Below are 16,526 nucleotides of genomic sequence, written 5' to 3' on the forward strand. Positions count from 1 at the left end.
ATGCGCGCCCCCCTGCCATCACCCGGCCAGCAATGCCTCTGCCGCCGCTCGGGCCGCATCGGTGATCGTGTCACCGGCCAGCATCCGCGCGACCTCATCCACCCGCTCAGGCGCGGATAGCGGCACAACATTGGATGTGGTCACCCCTTTGCTGACGGCCTTTTCTACCCGCCAGTGATGCGCGCCAAGGGCAGCGACCTGCGGGCTATGGGTAACAACCAAGACCTGCCCCTCCCCCGCCAGCGCGGACAGGCGGCGCCCAACGGCATCCGCTGTTGCCCCGCCGACACCACGGTCAATCTCGTCAAAAATCATCGTCAGCCCGTTCTGCCCCTGTGTCAGACAGACCTTTAGCGCCAGCAGGAACCGGCTCAGCTCCCCGCCCGAGGCAATCTTGCCCAGCGGCCCCGCAGGTGCGCCCGGATTCGTCGCCACAGTAAAGCTGACCGCGTCGCGCCCATCGGGGCCGTCCGGTTCAACCGTGATCTGCGTTTCAAAAACCGCGCGTTCCATCTTGAGCGGGGCCAGTTCACCCGACACCGCCTTGTCCAGCTTTCGGGCTGCTTTCTGCCGCGCGGCAGTCAAGGCCTTGGCCGCTGTGTCATAGGAGGCTTCCGCCGCGCGCACCGCCTGATCAAACCCTGCTTTGGCCGCCTCACCCGCATCCAGCGCGTCCAACTTGCCCCGCAGGGTGCTGGCAAATCCCGCTAGCTCATCAGGGGCAATGTCATGCTTACGCGCCATGGCACGGATGGCAAACAGGCGTTCCTCGGTCTCTTCCAGCTCCAGCGGGTTGAAGGTCATCTGATCCATCGCATCAGCCACGCCCGACATCGCTTCGTCCAGCTCAACCATCGCACGGCCCAAGGCAGCCATCGGCGCTTCCAATGCCCCTTCGGCCCGTGCCGCCGCCCCGTCAAGCCAACGCATCGCGTCCCCCAGACTGCGCTCTGCCCCGTTTTGTCCCATCATCTCATAGGCGTTGACCACATCAGCGCGGATCTTTTCCGCACCCTGCATCTGACGGCGTCTGACGTCCAATGCCGCCTCTTCACCTTCCTGCGGCCCAAGCTTTTCCAGCTCGGCCACCGCATGGCGCAGAAACTCTTCCTCGGCCTTGATCGCCTCGCGCTCTGCTGCCGCCTCTGCCGCTGCTTTGCGGGCCGCCCCAAGGGCCGCCCATGCCTTGCGTACTTTCTCTTTCGTCGCACCGGTACTGGCAAATTCATCCAATATCGCCCGGTGCCCGCGTGGGTTCAGCAATCCGCGATCATCATGTTGCCCATGTAATTCAACCAAGGTTTCCGACAGCGCCCGCAGCACCTCACCTGAACAGCGCCGGTCATTAACCCATGCAGTCTTGCGCCCCTCCGCCGTATTAATCCGGCGCAGGATCAGCTCGTCACCGTCAGGCAACCCAGCCTCTTGCAAGACAGCATGCGCCGGATGCCCCTCGGGCAGATCAAACCAGGCGGTGACTTCCCCCTGTGCTGCCCCTTGTCGCACCAGATCGGCACGCCCACGCCAGCCCAGAACAAAACCCAGTGAATCCAAAAGGATAGACTTGCCCGCACCGGTTTCGCCGGTCAGAACATTCAATCCCGGCTGAAAGCTAAGTTCCAACCGGTCAATGATCAGCATGTCAGAAATATCAAGGCCGCGCAGCATGTGCTTATCCCGTAGGGTGGGTGAAACCCACCGTTCCTACAACCACTCACCCTTGATCGTCTGGCGATACAGCGCAGCCAGCCAATTGTCCTTAAAGAACGCCGGCTCAAGGCCACGACCGGTCAGCAATTTATAGCTGTCTTCATACCATTCGGTCGATTGGAAGTTATGACCCAGAATGGCCCCCGCTGTCTGTGCCTCATGTGTCAGGCCCAGAGACAGGTAAGATTCGACCAACCGGTGCAGCGCCTCGGCGGTGTGGGTTGTTGTCTGAAAATCCTCGACCACAACGCGGAACCGGTTGATGGCGGCGGTATAATGATCGCGCTTCAGGTAATAGCGCCCGATCTCCATTTCCTTACCAGCCAGATGGTCGAAGGCCAGATCGAACTTCAGGATCGCAGATTTGGCGTATTCGCTGTCAGGATAGTTCTCAATCACCGTGCGCAGCGACTGCAACGCCTGAAAGGTCAGCCCCTGATCGCGGCCCACTTCGTCAATCTGGTCATAATAGCTCAGCGCGAGCAGATATTGCGCATAGGCGGCATCATCATCATCAGGGTAAAAATCAATAAACCGCTGCGCAGAAGAACGTGAATTCGGGTAGTCCTGATCACGGTGATAGGCAAATGCCTGCATGATCAAGGCCCGCCGCGCCCAATCTGAATAGGGGTAAAGCCGCTCGATCTCTGAGAAGTAGAACGCCGCCTCGCCCGCCTGCTTGCGGTTCAACTCGTATTCGCCACGTTCAAAAATCTGTTCGGCTGAATAGGTTTCAAGCGGGATTTCCTGCGGATTCAGCAGGCTACCGCCCACCAACCCTGCATTTCGGCTGCCGCCACATGCCGCAAGGCTGGCCACAACAAGCATTGCACCGATCACCTTTGTGGTGGATCCTGTCCCGCTCATGCCCGAACCTCTTGCATCTTCACACCCATGGTCTTTTCAACCGTTATTGACCACTTGCTAGCACATTAATCTGGAATGCAAAATGCCGATTGCGCCACATCCATGGCCGACATCAACTATTCACCAAGACCACACCACCCAACAGCGATGATTTCAAAGAAATACATCTGAAAATATGGAGTTTCAAGAGCCGCAGCACCGCATCAGCGGGTTCAGGCAACCTGTGGGATTTCATCCCAGACCAGCCCATAGCCCGGCAGGCGCTGTGCCATCGCCGCGTCACATTCCACCATACGCACGGCACCGGGGGTAGCAAACAGCTTGCGCAACAATGTATTGGTCAGCGAATGCCCTGCCCGCAGGCCAGTGTAATGGCCCAACAATGGCGCACCGGCCAAGGCCAGATCACCCAAAGCATCCAGCATCTTGTGGCGCACGGGTTCATCCGCGTGGCGCAGGCCACCGGGGCTGACCACACGGTCCCCATCAAACACCACCGCATTTTCACCGGAGTCCCCGCCAAGCGCCAGACCATTGGCCTGCATCGCCACCACATCCGCCTGGCGGCAGAAGGTACGGCTGTCACACAACTCGCGGGCAAAAGAACCGTTATTCATCACCAGCGACTTTTTCTGCTTACCAATCGCCGCATCGGTGAAATCAATCTCGAAATCAATCCGCAGCGTGTCAGAGGGGGCCAACGTCGCCGTGGCATCCCCTTCGGTCACGCTGACAGTCTGCATCACCTCAAAGGCCATCACAGGGGCCGCCAGAACGCGAATACCGCGCTGCATAAAGCCCCGCACAAAGGGGATCGCAGAACCGTCGAGAATCGGCACTTCGGGGCCGTCAATCTCGATCAGCGCGTTATGGATGCCGCAGCCTGCAAGAGCCGCCATCAGATGCTCAACCGTTGAAATTGACAAACCTGCGGTGTTTTCCAGCTTGGTACACAGCGGGGAACGGTTCACCGCATCCCAGCGCGCCGGAATCATGCGGTCCCCGACGGAAACATCGCTGCGCGAAAACCAGATACCATGATGAACGCCCGCAGGACGCACGGTTACTGTCGCAGGCGCACCGGAATGCAGGCCTTTACCAGTAAAACTGATCGCTGATTTGATGGTTGTCTGCACGCGCACTCGCTCTCGGATCATAGATCAATGTCTAATGTGTTAATGCAGATAGGCTGCGGTGGGAGAATCCTCAACTCAATCTTTGTAACGGACTGAAACATGGCTGAAACAAATGGGCGCAATAGCGCCTGCCTCAGCTTAACCCTATGACGTAAAACGAAAAAGGGCCGCCCAAGGGCGACCCCAATTTCACAATTTTCAGCCGATTAGTTTGCCTGACGACGCAGGAATGCAGGGATTTCGATGCGCTCCTGGTCCGGGTCTTGCTCCTGTGCAGGTTTTGGTGCGGCGGCCACGCGGGGCTGCTGCTGCTGCACTGGCGGCTGTTGGCGGGCGGGGCGCGGCGCCGCTTCACCATCCGCATGACCGGTCATCCGGTTGATCAGCGAATTGATGCCAAAGCGTGGCTTTTCGCCCCCGGCCTGACCACCAGCGGGTGCCGCGGCGGCTGCCGGGCGCTGTTGCTGCTGCGGTTGTTCAGGGTTGGCCTTCTGCGCAGCGGCGCGCAACCGCGCAAGTGCCTCGGGGGATGGTGTGCCCGGTGCCGGTGCGCGTGGTGCCACATAGGCTTCTGGCTCTGCTTCGATGTCATCCTCGAAACGCGGCTCAAAGGCGGCAACCTGAGGCTGATAGGCCGGCGGCGGCAGATCATCAGATGCGGCATCCTCATCATCAAAGATGTCTTCGGCCTGCTCCTGTGCGGCTGTACGCTGCACGTCCAGATCTTCAAAAAGCGCTGTCTGCTCTTCGTCTTTATCTGCAACCGCGGCCACAGTGGCAGCAGCAGGTGCTGCTTCAGCGGCTTCTTCTACACGGGTCTGCTGACGCAGAGGCTGGCTCATGGAACGGCGCGGCACCGGCATTTCGGTGTTCACATCCGTGGCGTCAATGCCGGTGGCGACAACGGAAACCCGCATCATGCCACCCAGCTTGTCGTCCATGGTAGAACCGACGATGATATTGGCCTCTGGATCGACTTCTTCGCGAATACGGTTGGCCGCTTCGTCCAGTTCGAACAGGGTCAGGTCGTCGCCACCGGTGATGTTGATCAACACGCCCTTGGCGCCGCGCAGGCTGATTTCGTCCAGCAGCGGGTTGGCAATGGCCTTTTCGGCGGCCTGAATGGCGCGATCTTCGCCTTCGGCCTCGCCGGTGCCCATCATCGCCTTGCCCATCTCATCCATCACGGCCCGCACATCGGCAAAGTCGAGGTTGATCAGGCCGGGGCGGACCATCAGGTCAGTCACACCTTTGACACCTTGATACAAAACATCATCTGCAAGGCTGAAAGCTTCGGTGAATGTGGTCTTTTCATTTGCCAGACGGAACAGGTTCTGGTTTGGAATGATGATTAGCGTATCGACAACCTTCTGCAGCGCCTCAACACCATCCTCAGCCTGACGCATGCGCTTGGCACCCTCAAACTGGAACGGCTTGGTCACAACGCCCACGGTCAACACACCCAATTCACGGGCCGCCTGTGCGATGATCGGCGCGGCACCTGTACCGGTGCCCCCGCCCATACCGGCAGTGATAAAGCACATATGCGCGCCCGCCAGATGGTCAACGATCTGCTCAATGGATTCTTCAGCGGCGGCAGCCCCGACGGAGGCGCGCGCCCCCGCCCCCAGACCTTCGGTCACCTTGATACCGAGCTGAACGCGGTTTTCCGATTTGGCCTGCTGGAGCGCCTGCGCATCGGTGTTCGCCACGACGAAATCAACACCGTCCAACTCTTTTTCGATCATGTTGTTGACCGCGTTACCACCTGCACCACCAACACCGAAAACGGTGATACGGGGTTTAAGGTCTTCTTGACCGGGCATCGAAAGGTTGAGTGTCATGTGCTGTCCGCCTGTTGATTTAGCCCACGTCCCACGGGCACTTTTCTTGGTAGATTCAGGTAATATTAGCGACAGTATTCAGCAAGGTCACGCAAAAACCGCGAAAAAACCACAAAATACAGCGATAAAATACGTATTTTCACGCAAGATTTCGCCGATACGCGTAAATCTTGCGGTCCAGCACGATCCAACCACTAGGCAGCCGTCATTGCGCACAAAAACCACAGTACGCAAACGACTCAACCAAATATTTACGTGGCCCTGCTCGACCCGCGCGCGCCCATATTGATTATAGCCTTATCTTGGCCAGAGCGCTTGCCCCATCAATACAGGCTCCCAAAACACTTGTCACGTGGAATTGGCCGGAAACTGCGCGGATTGACGTCCTTACACCTGCGCGTTCCTCCCTGATTTTCCGCCCCACACCATCATCCCCGTCCCGTCATGCGCAAACCCCGCATCGCAAACGCCAAAAATCGCTTCCTTTCCGCATAGAACCTACGAGCCGTCGGAAAATTGCGAATTCTGCGCATCTCCCCTCTGATATTCCCGATAAAACAGCTGAAAAGAGTGAGCATCATGCCCAAGCCCCCCTATGTTTATCAATCCATCGCCAAAGCCACCCGTGAACATGGGGTAGAGATCATGTTCGGCCTGATGGGGGATGCGAACCTGTTTATGGTCGACAGTTTTGTGCGCGATTGTGGCGGACGTTTTGTACCTGCCGCCCATGAGGGCAGTTCGGTGCTGATGGCCCTGTCTTATACGCATGTCTCCGGCAAGGTGGGCGTGGCCACCGTGACCCATGGCCCTGCCCTGACCAACTGCATGACCGCCCTGACCGAAGCCGCGCGGGGCCATGTGCCGCTGGTGGTGCTGGCAGGTGATACACCGGTGGAGAACCCGCGCCACCTGCAAGGCATCGACCAGCGCGAGCTGGCGAAAGCCACAGGCGCAGGATTCGAACAATTGCGCACCCCCGCCACAGTGGGCAAGGATGTCGCCCGCGCCTTTTACCGCGCACAGGTGGAACGCCGTCCGATTGTATTGAACATGCCTGCCGATTTCATGCTGCAGGAAGGCAATGACGATATGCAGGTGCTGAACGTCTTCACCGCCCCCGGTGGTGTGGCGCAGGGCGATATCCTTGATGAAGCGATCGGCATGATCGCCTCTGCCCGCCAGCCGCTGATCCTTGCCGGTGCCGGTGCCATCGGTGCCCGCGCTCAACTGATCCGCCTTGCGGACCGGCTTGAGGCCCCTCTTGCCACCACACTCAAGGCAAAAGGTCTGTTCAAGGACCACCCCTATAACATCGACATTTTCGGCACGCTTTCTACCCCTGCCGCCTATGATCTGATCGCGCGGGCGGATTGTATCGTCTGTTTCGGCACCGCCCTGCATGACTTCACCACGGATCGCGGCAAGCTGATGCAGGACAAGCGCATCATCCAGATCGACGTTGAACCCGAAGCCATTGGCGGCGGGCTGCACCCGGATGCGGCACTGATCGCGGATGCGGGCATGACGGCGGAAACCATTCTCTACTGGCTGGACGAAGCCGAAGTACCGGCCAGCGGCTTTACCCGCGAATTGGATGTCGCCAGCCTGACAACCCACCCGGCCCCCAATCAGAAAACTTCGGAGGGGTTTGTGAATTTTGTCCATGCGCTGACCCGGCTGGAAGAAGCCCTGCCCGAGGACCGCATTCTGGTCGCTGATGGCGGGCGTTTCATGACCGAAGTCTGGTGCCGTATCTCTGCCCCCGATCCGCAAAGCTTTGTCAGCACCGTGAACTTCGGGGCCATCGGGTTGGGCCTGCAAGAAGCCATCGGCGCGGGCCTTGCGGCCCCTGACCGCCCTGTGGTGCTGTTCAGCGGTGATGGCGGGTTCATGATGGGCGGGATCAATGAATTCAACACCGCTGTGCGCCTTGGGCTGGACCTGATTGTCATCGTTGCCAATGACTCCGCCTATGGCGCGGAGCATATCCAGTTCATCGACCGCAAAATGGACCCCAGCCTGACCGAATTCAACTGGCCGTCCTTTGCGGGCATCGCCAAATCACTGGGCGGTGACGGGATTGAGGTACATTCAGAAGCCGAGCTTGAAACTGCGATTGAGGCACTCAAGACCCGCAAGGGGCCTTTCCTGATTGAATTGCGCCTCGATCCGAACGACGTGCCGCGCATGCGCATCTGACGGCGCAGACATAGCTTCCGCCCCGTGCATCACGGGGCGCGGGCCATCGCGGCTTGATCCGGTTTACCAGTTATCCTTGAACCACTTCACGGCGCGTTTCAGTGACCGCGAGGGGTATTTATCCGCCGGAATGTCAAAATCCCACCATTCATCCTGCGGATGTGCGGCAAACAGCGACAGACCAACAGCAGAGGCAAAGCTGGGCCCCGTTGCAGCCTGTGGCAACCCATGCACCCGCAGCGGACGGCCAAGGCGCACCTGCTGGCCTAAGATCTTGCTGGCAAGCCCGTCCAATCCGGGGATCTGGCTGCCGCCACCGGTCAGCACGATCTGCTGGCTGGGCAGATGGTCAAAACCCGCCGCATCCAGACGCACACGGACCTCTTCAAGGATCTCTTCAACGCGCGGACGCATGATGCCGATCAATTCGGCGCGGCTTGCGGTGCGCCGGTCATGTTCATAGTCACCAGTATCGCCACCAATCTCGATCATCTCGCGGTCGTCCATGCCTGTGGCATGCACCCCGCCGTAAAATGTCTTGATCCGTTCGGCATTCGCAGTGGGCACTTGCAAGCCCAGCGAAATATCCTGTGTCACATGATCACCGCCCATGCGCACGGTATCGGCAAAGATCATATGTTTCTTGATAAAGATCGACACGCCGGTCGACCCGCCGCCCATATCGATACAGGCCGCGCCCAATTCCTGCTCGTCCTCAACCAGCGACGAAATGCCAGAGGCATAAGAGGAAGACGCAATTCCCGCCAGCTCCAGATCACAGCGTTTGATACAATGGGCCAGATGTTGCACCGCCGCGGCATCCACCGTCAGCATATGCATATCAACCGACAACATCTGCCCCAGCTGGCCGCGCGGATCGCTCAAACCCGAGCGGTGATCCAGCGCAAAGTTCACCGGCTGGGCATGCAGCACCTCGCGCCCCTCGCCGTATTCGGGCACATCACATTCCGCCAAGACACGCGCGACATCATCCTCTGATACGGTTTCCCCATCCAGATCAATCTGCGCATCCAACCCATAGCTGCGCGGCTCTGCCCCAGAGAAACAGGCAATCACATGATCCACCCGGATGCCGGCCATCTTCTGCGCCGCCTGCAAGGCCGTACGGATGGCGCGTTCGGTTTCGTTCATCGCTTCGATCTCGCCGAACCGAACCCCGCGCGAGCGTGTCGTTGCCGCCCCGATCACCCGAAAACCCGACTGCCCCGCCAATGACCCGATGGTGCCTTCGTCGTTCAGGGTGTCCCCGCCATCGAACCGCAACACCAAACAGGCAATCTTGGAACTGCCCACATCCAAAATCGCCACCACACCGCGCTGCATGGCAATCTTGCGCATGTGGCGCATCGATCGCTGGCTTTCATATAGATCGTTCATCATTGCACTGCCTTCACTGCCCCGGCTCTTTCACGAGCCGCTATTTTGTTTTGACCTGCCACCAGGCCTCATTTGCATCCGGGTTCATCCTTATGGTCGGACGTTGCCCCTGCCGCATATCTACCATTGCCACATCACGCGTCAGCACCTCCTGGGCGCGTTCCAACGCGATCACCCGCTCCAGCGCTGGCAAGGGCTGGTCTTCGGGCAACATGATCCGCTGCTCACGGTCCAGCACCAGATCCCAGCGCCGGTCGCCCATGCGCACCACGCCGCGCACCCGCTCGCCAAGGGCCGTCGCCGCACTCAGCAGCGTCAGCGCCTGTGGCACATGTTTCTCGGCACCTTCTCCTGCTATCAGCGGCAATTCAGGAAATTCTGCCCGCGCTGCGATATCGGCAACATGGGCCCCGGCCTCATCCACCAGCGCCAGACCCTCGTCATTGCGCCAGATCGCAACCGGCACCCGCCGGGCCACATCAATATGCAGAATACCACCTGGCTTGATACGGACATTGGCCGTACGCACACCGGACAATTCCGTGATCCGGCTGCGCAACTCAGGAAGGTCCAGATCAAACGAACTTTGCGGGAATTCCAGCGGCAGGGTCGCGCGGATCTCTGCGGCCAATGCCCCCTCTGCCCCGTCAATCGCCATCAGCTTGACCATAAACTCCGGGCGTTCTTCGATGCTGGCGCGCGCATCTGCTACCGCCTGGGTAATCGCGCCCCGACGCCCCTCATCCGCCAGATAGACCGTGCCCGCCATCAAAGTCAGACAAAATGGCACACCTGCGCGCAGCGCCAGCCGAAAGCCCGGCGTCAGCATCAGGCGCTGCATGCGCCATGCCCATCGCGATGGCGCAGGATCGGCACGCTGCGGCTTTTTAACGGTGTTCAGCGGCCACATGAGGCGTCCTCCACCATCCAGGCACATAGTTCGGGGAAGGATATGCCAACGGCCTGACCCTGCTCAGGGCTCAGTGATGTGGCGGTCATGCCGGGCTGGGTGTTGGTTTCCAACAGGATCAAGCCCGCCGCACCCCGGCTTTCATCCCAGCGAAAATCCGTACGGCTGATGCCGCGACAGCCCAGGGCGCGATGCGCGGTCAGCGCGTATTCCATACAGAGGTCAAAAATTTCTTGCGGAACCTCCGCCGGCACAACGTGGCTTGACCCGCCTTCCTTGTACTTCGCATCATAGTCATACCAGCCGGTGGTGATGATATCCGTCACTGTCAAAGCGCGGTCCCCCATCACTGTTGCAGTCAGCTCGCGCCCCGGCACAAAGGTCTCGACCATCACCTCCTTGGGCATGTCATCATCCAGCTGCGGCGGACCATTGTTCGCCTCTTGCACCAGATACACCCCGACAGAGGATCCTTCATTGTTTGGTTTCACCACATAGGGCGGTGGCATCACATGCCCGGCCCGCACATCCGCCGCAGCCGCAATAAGGCTCTCTACAACCGGCAAACCATGGGCGCGGTAGACATCCTTGCTGCGCTGCTTGTCCATCGCCAGCGCCGAAGCCAAGACACCCGAATGGGTGTAGGGAATGCCCATCCACTCCAGCAGGCCCTGCACACAGCCATCTTCGCCCCAACGCCCATGCAGGCAGTTCAGGACCGCGTCCGGTTTGATCTCTGTCAGAACGGCACAAAGATCGCGGCCTGCATCAACCTCGATCACATTATATCCGCCATGTTCCCGCAGTGCAGCCGCACAGGCCGTGCCTGTGCTCAACGACACCTCGCGCTCCGCCGAGGGGCCACCCATTACTACCGCCACTGTCGGGGTTTGTCTGCTCGACTGACCCACTTTAGCTGCCTTTTACACGGACCTTTTGCGGCCCTTATTCTTTGTCTTTGCCGGTTTCCGGCTTGATTTTACGTCTCTGGATCAGCCGTGGAAGGGCCCTCGGTTTCACCAATGCGCATAATTTCCCATACTAGCCTTATCCCGCTGGTATCGTAAACCTTTTTTCGCACCTCCTCGCCGAGGTTTTCAAGATCCGCAGCAGTGGCCCCGCCGGTGTTTATCAGAAAGTTGGAATGTTTTGGCGACATCTGCGCCCCGCCCAGAGTCGCCCCGCGCATCCCCGCATCGTCAATAACTTTCCACGCCTTAAGGTCGTGCACGTCATCCGCCCTCCCGGTAGAAGAGAACCCGGCAGGGTTGCGAAAGGTGCTGCCCGCGCTGCGATCCTTGGTCGGCTGGGTCTCGTCACGTTTGCGCAATTGCTCTTCCATACGCGCGTGCAATTCCGCCGGATCGCCCTTGGGCGGCGCAAATGTCGCGGAAACAATCACCGCCCCTTCGGCTAAATCACTCTGACGGTAGCGGAAATTCAGCGCCTCAGGCGTCAGGGTAACCAAGGTGCCATCGCGCAGCACCACCTGCACGCAAACAAGGTGGTCCGCCGTATAACTGCCATAACAACCCGCGTTCATCCGCACCGCCCCACCGATGCTGCCCGGAATGGTACGCAGGAAGGTCAGGTCCAGCCCGGCATCCGCCGCCTTGCGTGCCACATGCGCATCCAGCGCCGCCGCCCCTGCTGTTACCTGTTCTCCGTCAATCTCGACGCCGTTGAACCCACGCCCCAGACGCACCACAACAGCCCGCAACCCGCCGTCGCGCACAATCAGATTGCTGCCCACACCCATGGGGAAAACCGCCACATCTTGGGGCAAATCGCGCAGAAATCCGCGCAGATCCTCCAGATCCGCCGGTTGCAGCAGATAATCTGCCGGTCCACCGACACGCAGCCAGGTCAGATCGTTCAAACTGCGCCGCGGTGTCAACTTACCACGCGGTGTCGGAAACTTGGCTATTGTCATGAGTGTTCAGGATCCTTCAACACGGCTTTCCAGCCATTTGCGCCGGATACGCCCCAGAAACAGGCCAATCGCAAAGGCACAAACCGCATAAAGCACCGCAGAGGCCTGTGCAATCAACACATTCACCTCAAGCAGCCGGGCATCCAGACCAAACACCATCCAGCACAGGTTGGCCGCGAGCCCAACAAACAACACCGCCAGAAACGCAACAAACCGCCGCTTGTATCCGCAAAAACAACAGGCCGCCATCCAGAGCGACAGCAACCCGACCAATGTGCCCCAAAGTCCGTTCACGCCGCAGGGCCTTTGAAGTTACCGGCTTTGCTGCGCAGCCACCGGCCCAGATAGATCACCGGCCAGCGCAGGATCGAACACCCCGCCGCCAGCACCAGCAGCCCAACCCATGGACCATGTTGCGCAGTGATGAACCCCAGCAAGGGGATACCAACCGCAATCAACATATAGGCGTTACGCCAATGGTTGTCGCGGCTGGGTGTCATCGCCAGAACATTCGCCAGCACCGCCCAGAAACAGGCAAGGGTCAACGACAGGCTCATTCTGGCACCTGCGGATTTTGACCACGCAGTTTCGCCAGGAAGAACTTCAGTGGATTGCGAAACATCGACACAAAGGCGGCCAGCGCCAAGAGCGCCAGAATCCAGCCATAGAGATATCCGATGAAAAAGATCAGAACCGGCGCTGCGATCAACAGGGCAACACCGGGAACATATTGCTGGCGCATTGGCAACATCGCCACGCCCGCGGAGGCAAACACCCAAAGGATACAGATCAACATCAAGGTCATCGCACCACCTCTGCCCGGCGTTCCGTCACGCAGCCGCGCCTTTGAGAGCCGCGAGGATCTTTGGCAGTTCATTGGCCCAGGCGCTGATCGTACCAGCCCCCAGACAGACCACCATATCCCCCGGCCCCGCCTGTTCCTTCACCAGCCGCGCCAGATCATCCTGATCCTGCACGCTGCGGGCATGCCGGTGCCCATGGCGGATCAAACCGGCCACCAGATCATCACGGGAAGCCCCTTCAATCGGGTCTTCACCTGCCGAAAACACCTCTGCAATGCCAACCACATCAGCATCGTTGAAACAGGCGCAGAACTCGTCAAAATGATGGCTCAGGCGCGAATAACGGTGTGGCTGATGCACCGCAATCACCCGCCCTTCGGTCGCCTGACGCGCTGCTTTCAGCACCGCCGCAATCTCCACCGGATGGTGACCGTAATCATCAATGATCGTCACCCCGTCGACTTCACCCACTTTGGTAAAACGCCGGTTCACACCACCAAAGGCGGCCAGCGCGGCACGGATCTCTTCCAGTTTCATGCCCAGATGGCGCGATACAGCCACCGCCGCGAGGGCATTTGACACATTGTGATCCCCGGGCATCGGCAATGCGCAATCTTCGATCACCACATCCTCGGCCTGAAGGTGAATGTCGAAATGCGCCACGCCCGCCTTGTAGTGCAGTCCCACCGCCCGAACGTCCGCCTGCGCGTTGAACCCATAGGTCAGCACACGCCGGTCAGTGATCTTGCCCACCAGCTTTTGGACTTCTTCATGATCGGTGCAGCAGACGGCCAGCCCGTAAAACGGAATGTTGGACACGAAATCCAGAAACCCCTGACGCAGTGTGTCGAAATCACCCCAATGTTCCATATGTTCAGGGTCGATATTCGTCACAATGGCAATGGTTGCAGGCAGGCGATTAAAGGTGCCGTCACTTTCGTCAGCCTCCACCACCATCCATTCGCCCTGCCCCATCCGCGCATTTGATCCGTAGGCATGAATAATCCCGCCATTCACCACGGTGGGGTCAATGCCACCGGCAACCAGCAGTTCTGCCACCATTGTGGTGGTTGTGGTCTTGCCATGTGTCCCTGCCACAGCGATGTTGGATTTCAGGCGCATCAGCTCGGCCAGCATCTCAGCACGGCGCACAATCGGCAGCCCGGCCAGACGCGCGGCGTCAAGCTCTGCGTTGCCCGGTTTGATCGCGGAAGAGATCACGATCACCTCTGCCCCCTCGATATTCTCGGCCCGCTGCCCTTCAAAGATCGTCGCACCCAGATCCTTCAACCGGTCGGTGATCTTGGACGCTTTCAGATCAGAGCCCTGCACGCGGTAGCCATGGTTCAGCAAAACCTCGGCAATCCCCGACATGCCAATGCCACCAATGCCCACAAAATGGATCGGTCCCACATCAGTGGGCAGTTTGGTTGCGGCGGCTGCGTTCATGTTTTTCTTCCTTGATCTGCGAGGCTCTCAACCAGGGCGGCCAGCGCCTCTGCGGCTTCCGGCTTGCCCACCGACAAAGCGGCATTGGACATCTGCAAGGCAACCTCTGGCATGCTGAGAATGGTTTCTATCTGTTCGGTCAGCGTTTCAGGGGTCGCTTCCTGTTCTGTCAACATCACGGCCGCACCCGCCTCGACCAAGCCGCGCCCATTGGCGGTTTGTTCATCCCGGATCGCTGCGGCCAGGGGCACCAGCACCGAAGGGCGTCCGATCACCGACATATCCGCAACCGTAGAGGCACCTGCCCGTGTGATCACCAGCTGCGCCTCTGACATACGCCGCGGCACATCGTCAAAAAACGGCTGCACATCCGCGCTGATCCCGTTTTCCTGATAAAACACGGTCACCCGTTCGCAGTCTTCCTCGCGGGCCTGATGGCTGACGCGGATGTTTTTCAACATATCCATCGGCAGTGCGGCAATCGCAGGCGGCACCACTTCGCTAAGGATCCGCGCCCCTTGCGAGCCGCCCATCACCAGCAGTTCCATCGGGTAATCGCCGGGCGGAATATAGCCCGCCCCGGCCCGCTCCAACACAGAGGCGCGTACCGGATTGCCCACATGCGCCCCCTCAACACCTTCCGGCAATTCGGTTGGCCATGTGCCGCAAGCCACCTTATCGACCCTTTTGGCGAACAACTCGTTCACCCGGCCCAACACGCCGTTTTGTTCGTGGATCATCCGTGGCAGACGCAGCAATGTTGCCGCCCCCAGCGCCGGGATTGATGGGTAGCCACCAAAACCCACCACAACGCTGGGCCGGTCGCGCAGCATCCGCCAGGCCGCTCCAAGTGTTCCAGCCAAAATCCTGAACGGCACCAGCGCCTTTGCCGCCAATCCGCCGCGCGCAAAAGTGGCAGAACTGACCTGCACAATCTCAACCGAATCCGGGAAGCCGCCGACATACCGTGCACCACGTGCATCTGTGGACAGGCGGACCCGCCAGCCACGTGCCAACATCACTTCGGCCAAAGACTGCGCCGGGAACATATGCCCCCCGGTGCCACCGGCCGCGATGATCAACAATGGTGCCTTCATCGCATGCGCCCCCGCCCCAGGATATCGGAAATCTCGCCCTGTGGCCGCGTGCGTGTGAACGCCAGCAACATGCCCACTGCAATGCCGCTCGCAATCACCGAAGACCCGCCATAGCTGACAAACGGAAGTGTCATGCCCTTGGCCGGCAGCAAACGCACCGCAACACCCATGTTGATCATTGCCTGCACGCCAAACATACAGGCCAGTCCTGTACCGGCCAGCCGGATAAACGGATCACGCTCACGCACCAACCGCAGCAGCGAACGCACAACAACCATGGTATAAAGCGCGATGATGCACATGACCAAAACCAATCCATATTCCTCGGCGGCCACCGCAATGATAAAATCTGTATGCGCATCAGGCAGCGACCACTTAACCTCGCCCTCACCCACACCAACACCGAACAGCCCGCCCTCGCGGATCGCATTTGTGGCATAGCCCAACTGCGTTGTCGGATCGACATCCGGGCTGAGGAAACCATCAATCCGGCGCGCGAAATGTTCTGAATTGGCATAGGCCACCGTGCCCGCTATCACCACCATCGCGGCCATGCCAACCAGCAAAATCATCGGCGCACCGGCGACGAAATACATCACGCCCCAGCCAAACAACACCAGACAGGCCTGCCCGAAATCAGGCTGCAAGGCCAGCATCAGCACAATCGCAATGCACAGGGAAAAGGACCAGGCCTTGCCCGGCGGGCCGTTAATCTCAAGCGAGGCGGCCATCATCCAGGCCGAGGCCACCACAAAACCCGGCTTCAGAAATTCGGAGGGCTGTATCGAGGCAAAGCCAAGGCTGTACCAGCGTGTTGCCCCCTTGCCAAAATCCGTGCCCAGAAACGGCAAAAGCGCCAGCGCGACAAAGGCCACCAGAAAACCGATCACCGCCAACCGCCTTACAACAAGCGGCGACATCATCGAGGTCAGCAACATCGCAAGGATCGCCAGACTGCCGAACACCGCCTGACGCTGCACATAGTGAAACGGCTGGAATCCGTTCCGTTCGGCCAGAGGCACCGAAGCTGCCAGCCCCAGCAAAAGCCCCACAGCGAACAACATCAACACACAGGACAAGGCCCATCTGTCTACGGTTCGCCACCATTTTGGAAGGATCGGTTCACCGTCGATTACCCGAACGGTTCCATGCGCCATCGCTGTCATGACTGTCTGCC

15 protein-coding genes are annotated in these 16,526 nt (G+C 59.5%); 1 reads left to right on the top strand and 14 read right to left on the bottom strand.

Annotated features, from left to right (window positions below; genetic code table 11):
• Positions 1-18: 18 nt before the first annotated feature.
• The 4 genes from recN to ftsZ form a co-directional block, all read right to left on the bottom strand.
• Positions 19-1,668, bottom strand: a complete 1,650-nt coding sequence (gene recN / locus QQL78_RS09240; RefSeq protein ID WP_284372754.1) for a DNA repair protein RecN — start codon at positions 1,666-1,668, stop codon at positions 19-21.
• Positions 1,669-1,704: 36 nt separating this feature from the next.
• Positions 1,705-2,577 carry an outer membrane protein assembly factor BamD gene (locus QQL78_RS09245; RefSeq protein ID WP_284372756.1) on the bottom strand — a complete coding sequence of 291 codons (873 nt, stop codon included), beginning with the start codon at positions 2,575-2,577 and terminating at the stop codon, positions 1,705-1,707.
• 212 nt (positions 2,578-2,789) lie between these two features.
• Entirely contained in the window at positions 2,790-3,713 is a 924-nt protein-coding gene (gene lpxC, locus QQL78_RS09250) for a UDP-3-O-acyl-N-acetylglucosamine deacetylase (RefSeq protein WP_284372758.1), read from the bottom strand.
• Between the two features lie 206 nt (positions 3,714-3,919).
• On the bottom strand, positions 3,920-5,557 hold the full coding sequence (gene ftsZ / locus QQL78_RS09255) for a cell division protein FtsZ (RefSeq protein WP_284372760.1): 1,638 nt from the start codon (positions 5,555-5,557) through the stop codon (positions 3,920-3,922).
• 579 nt (positions 5,558-6,136) lie between these two features.
• Between ftsZ and QQL78_RS09260 the strand changes: the two genes are divergently transcribed.
• On the top strand, positions 6,137-7,759 hold the full coding sequence (locus tag QQL78_RS09260) for a thiamine pyrophosphate-binding protein (protein ID WP_284372762.1): 1,623 nt from the start codon (positions 6,137-6,139) through the stop codon (positions 7,757-7,759).
• A gap of 63 nt (positions 7,760-7,822) precedes the next feature.
• On the opposite strand, the gene ftsA is transcribed toward QQL78_RS09260, so the two are convergent.
• The 10 genes from ftsA to ftsW form a co-directional block, all read right to left on the bottom strand.
• The gene (gene ftsA, locus QQL78_RS09265; RefSeq protein WP_284372764.1) at positions 7,823-9,157 is read right to left on the bottom strand and encodes a cell division protein FtsA; all 1,335 of its coding nucleotides are present in this window, start codon (positions 9,155-9,157) and stop codon (positions 7,823-7,825) included.
• 40 nt (positions 9,158-9,197) lie between these two features.
• Complete coding sequence (locus QQL78_RS09270; RefSeq protein WP_284372766.1) at positions 9,198-10,067, bottom strand: cell division protein FtsQ/DivIB; 870 nt, start codon at positions 10,065-10,067, stop codon at positions 9,198-9,200.
• A complete protein-coding gene (locus QQL78_RS09275; protein ID WP_284372768.1) occupies positions 10,055-10,936 on the bottom strand; it encodes a D-alanine--D-alanine ligase in 882 nt (293 codons plus the stop codon). Before QQL78_RS09275 ends, QQL78_RS09270 begins: the two co-directional genes overlap by 13 nt.
• 110 nt (positions 10,937-11,046) lie before the next feature.
• A complete protein-coding gene (murB, locus tag QQL78_RS09280) occupies positions 11,047-12,000 on the bottom strand; it encodes a UDP-N-acetylmuramate dehydrogenase (protein ID WP_284372770.1) in 954 nt (317 codons plus the stop codon).
• Positions 12,001-12,006: 6 nt separating this feature from the next.
• Positions 12,007-12,294, bottom strand: coding sequence for a hypothetical protein (locus QQL78_RS09285; protein ID WP_284372771.1), 288 nt, complete (start codon positions 12,292-12,294; stop codon positions 12,007-12,009).
• Positions 12,291-12,557, bottom strand: coding sequence for a DUF2484 family protein (locus tag QQL78_RS09290; protein ID WP_284372773.1), 267 nt, complete (start codon positions 12,555-12,557; stop codon positions 12,291-12,293). The genes QQL78_RS09285 and QQL78_RS09290 overlap by 4 nt, the downstream gene beginning before the upstream one ends.
• Positions 12,554-12,805 (bottom strand): DUF2484 family protein, encoded by a 252-nt coding sequence (locus tag QQL78_RS09295; RefSeq protein ID WP_284372775.1) that lies wholly within the window; start codon positions 12,803-12,805, stop codon positions 12,554-12,556. Before QQL78_RS09295 ends, QQL78_RS09290 begins: the two co-directional genes overlap by 4 nt.
• Before the next feature lie 25 nt (positions 12,806-12,830).
• Positions 12,831-14,252, bottom strand: coding sequence for a UDP-N-acetylmuramate--L-alanine ligase (gene murC / locus QQL78_RS09300; RefSeq protein WP_284372777.1), 1,422 nt, complete (start codon positions 14,250-14,252; stop codon positions 12,831-12,833).
• Positions 14,249-15,349 carry a UDP-N-acetylglucosamine--N-acetylmuramyl-(pentapeptide) pyrophosphoryl-undecaprenol N-acetylglucosamine transferase gene (locus QQL78_RS09305; RefSeq protein WP_284372779.1) on the bottom strand — a complete coding sequence of 367 codons (1,101 nt, stop codon included), beginning with the start codon at positions 15,347-15,349 and terminating at the stop codon, positions 14,249-14,251. The genes murC and QQL78_RS09305 overlap by 4 nt, the downstream gene beginning before the upstream one ends.
• Positions 15,346-16,515: a putative lipid II flippase FtsW gene (gene ftsW, locus QQL78_RS09310; protein WP_284372780.1), complete on the bottom strand. Its 1,170-nt coding sequence runs from the start codon at positions 16,513-16,515 to the stop codon at positions 15,346-15,348. The genes QQL78_RS09305 and ftsW overlap by 4 nt, the downstream gene beginning before the upstream one ends.
• Between the last annotated feature and the right edge of the window lie 11 nt (positions 16,516-16,526).

This window comes from Sulfitobacter pacificus (genome assembly GCF_030159975.1).
Classification (GTDB): domain Bacteria; phylum Pseudomonadota; class Alphaproteobacteria; order Rhodobacterales; family Rhodobacteraceae; genus Sulfitobacter; species Sulfitobacter pacificus.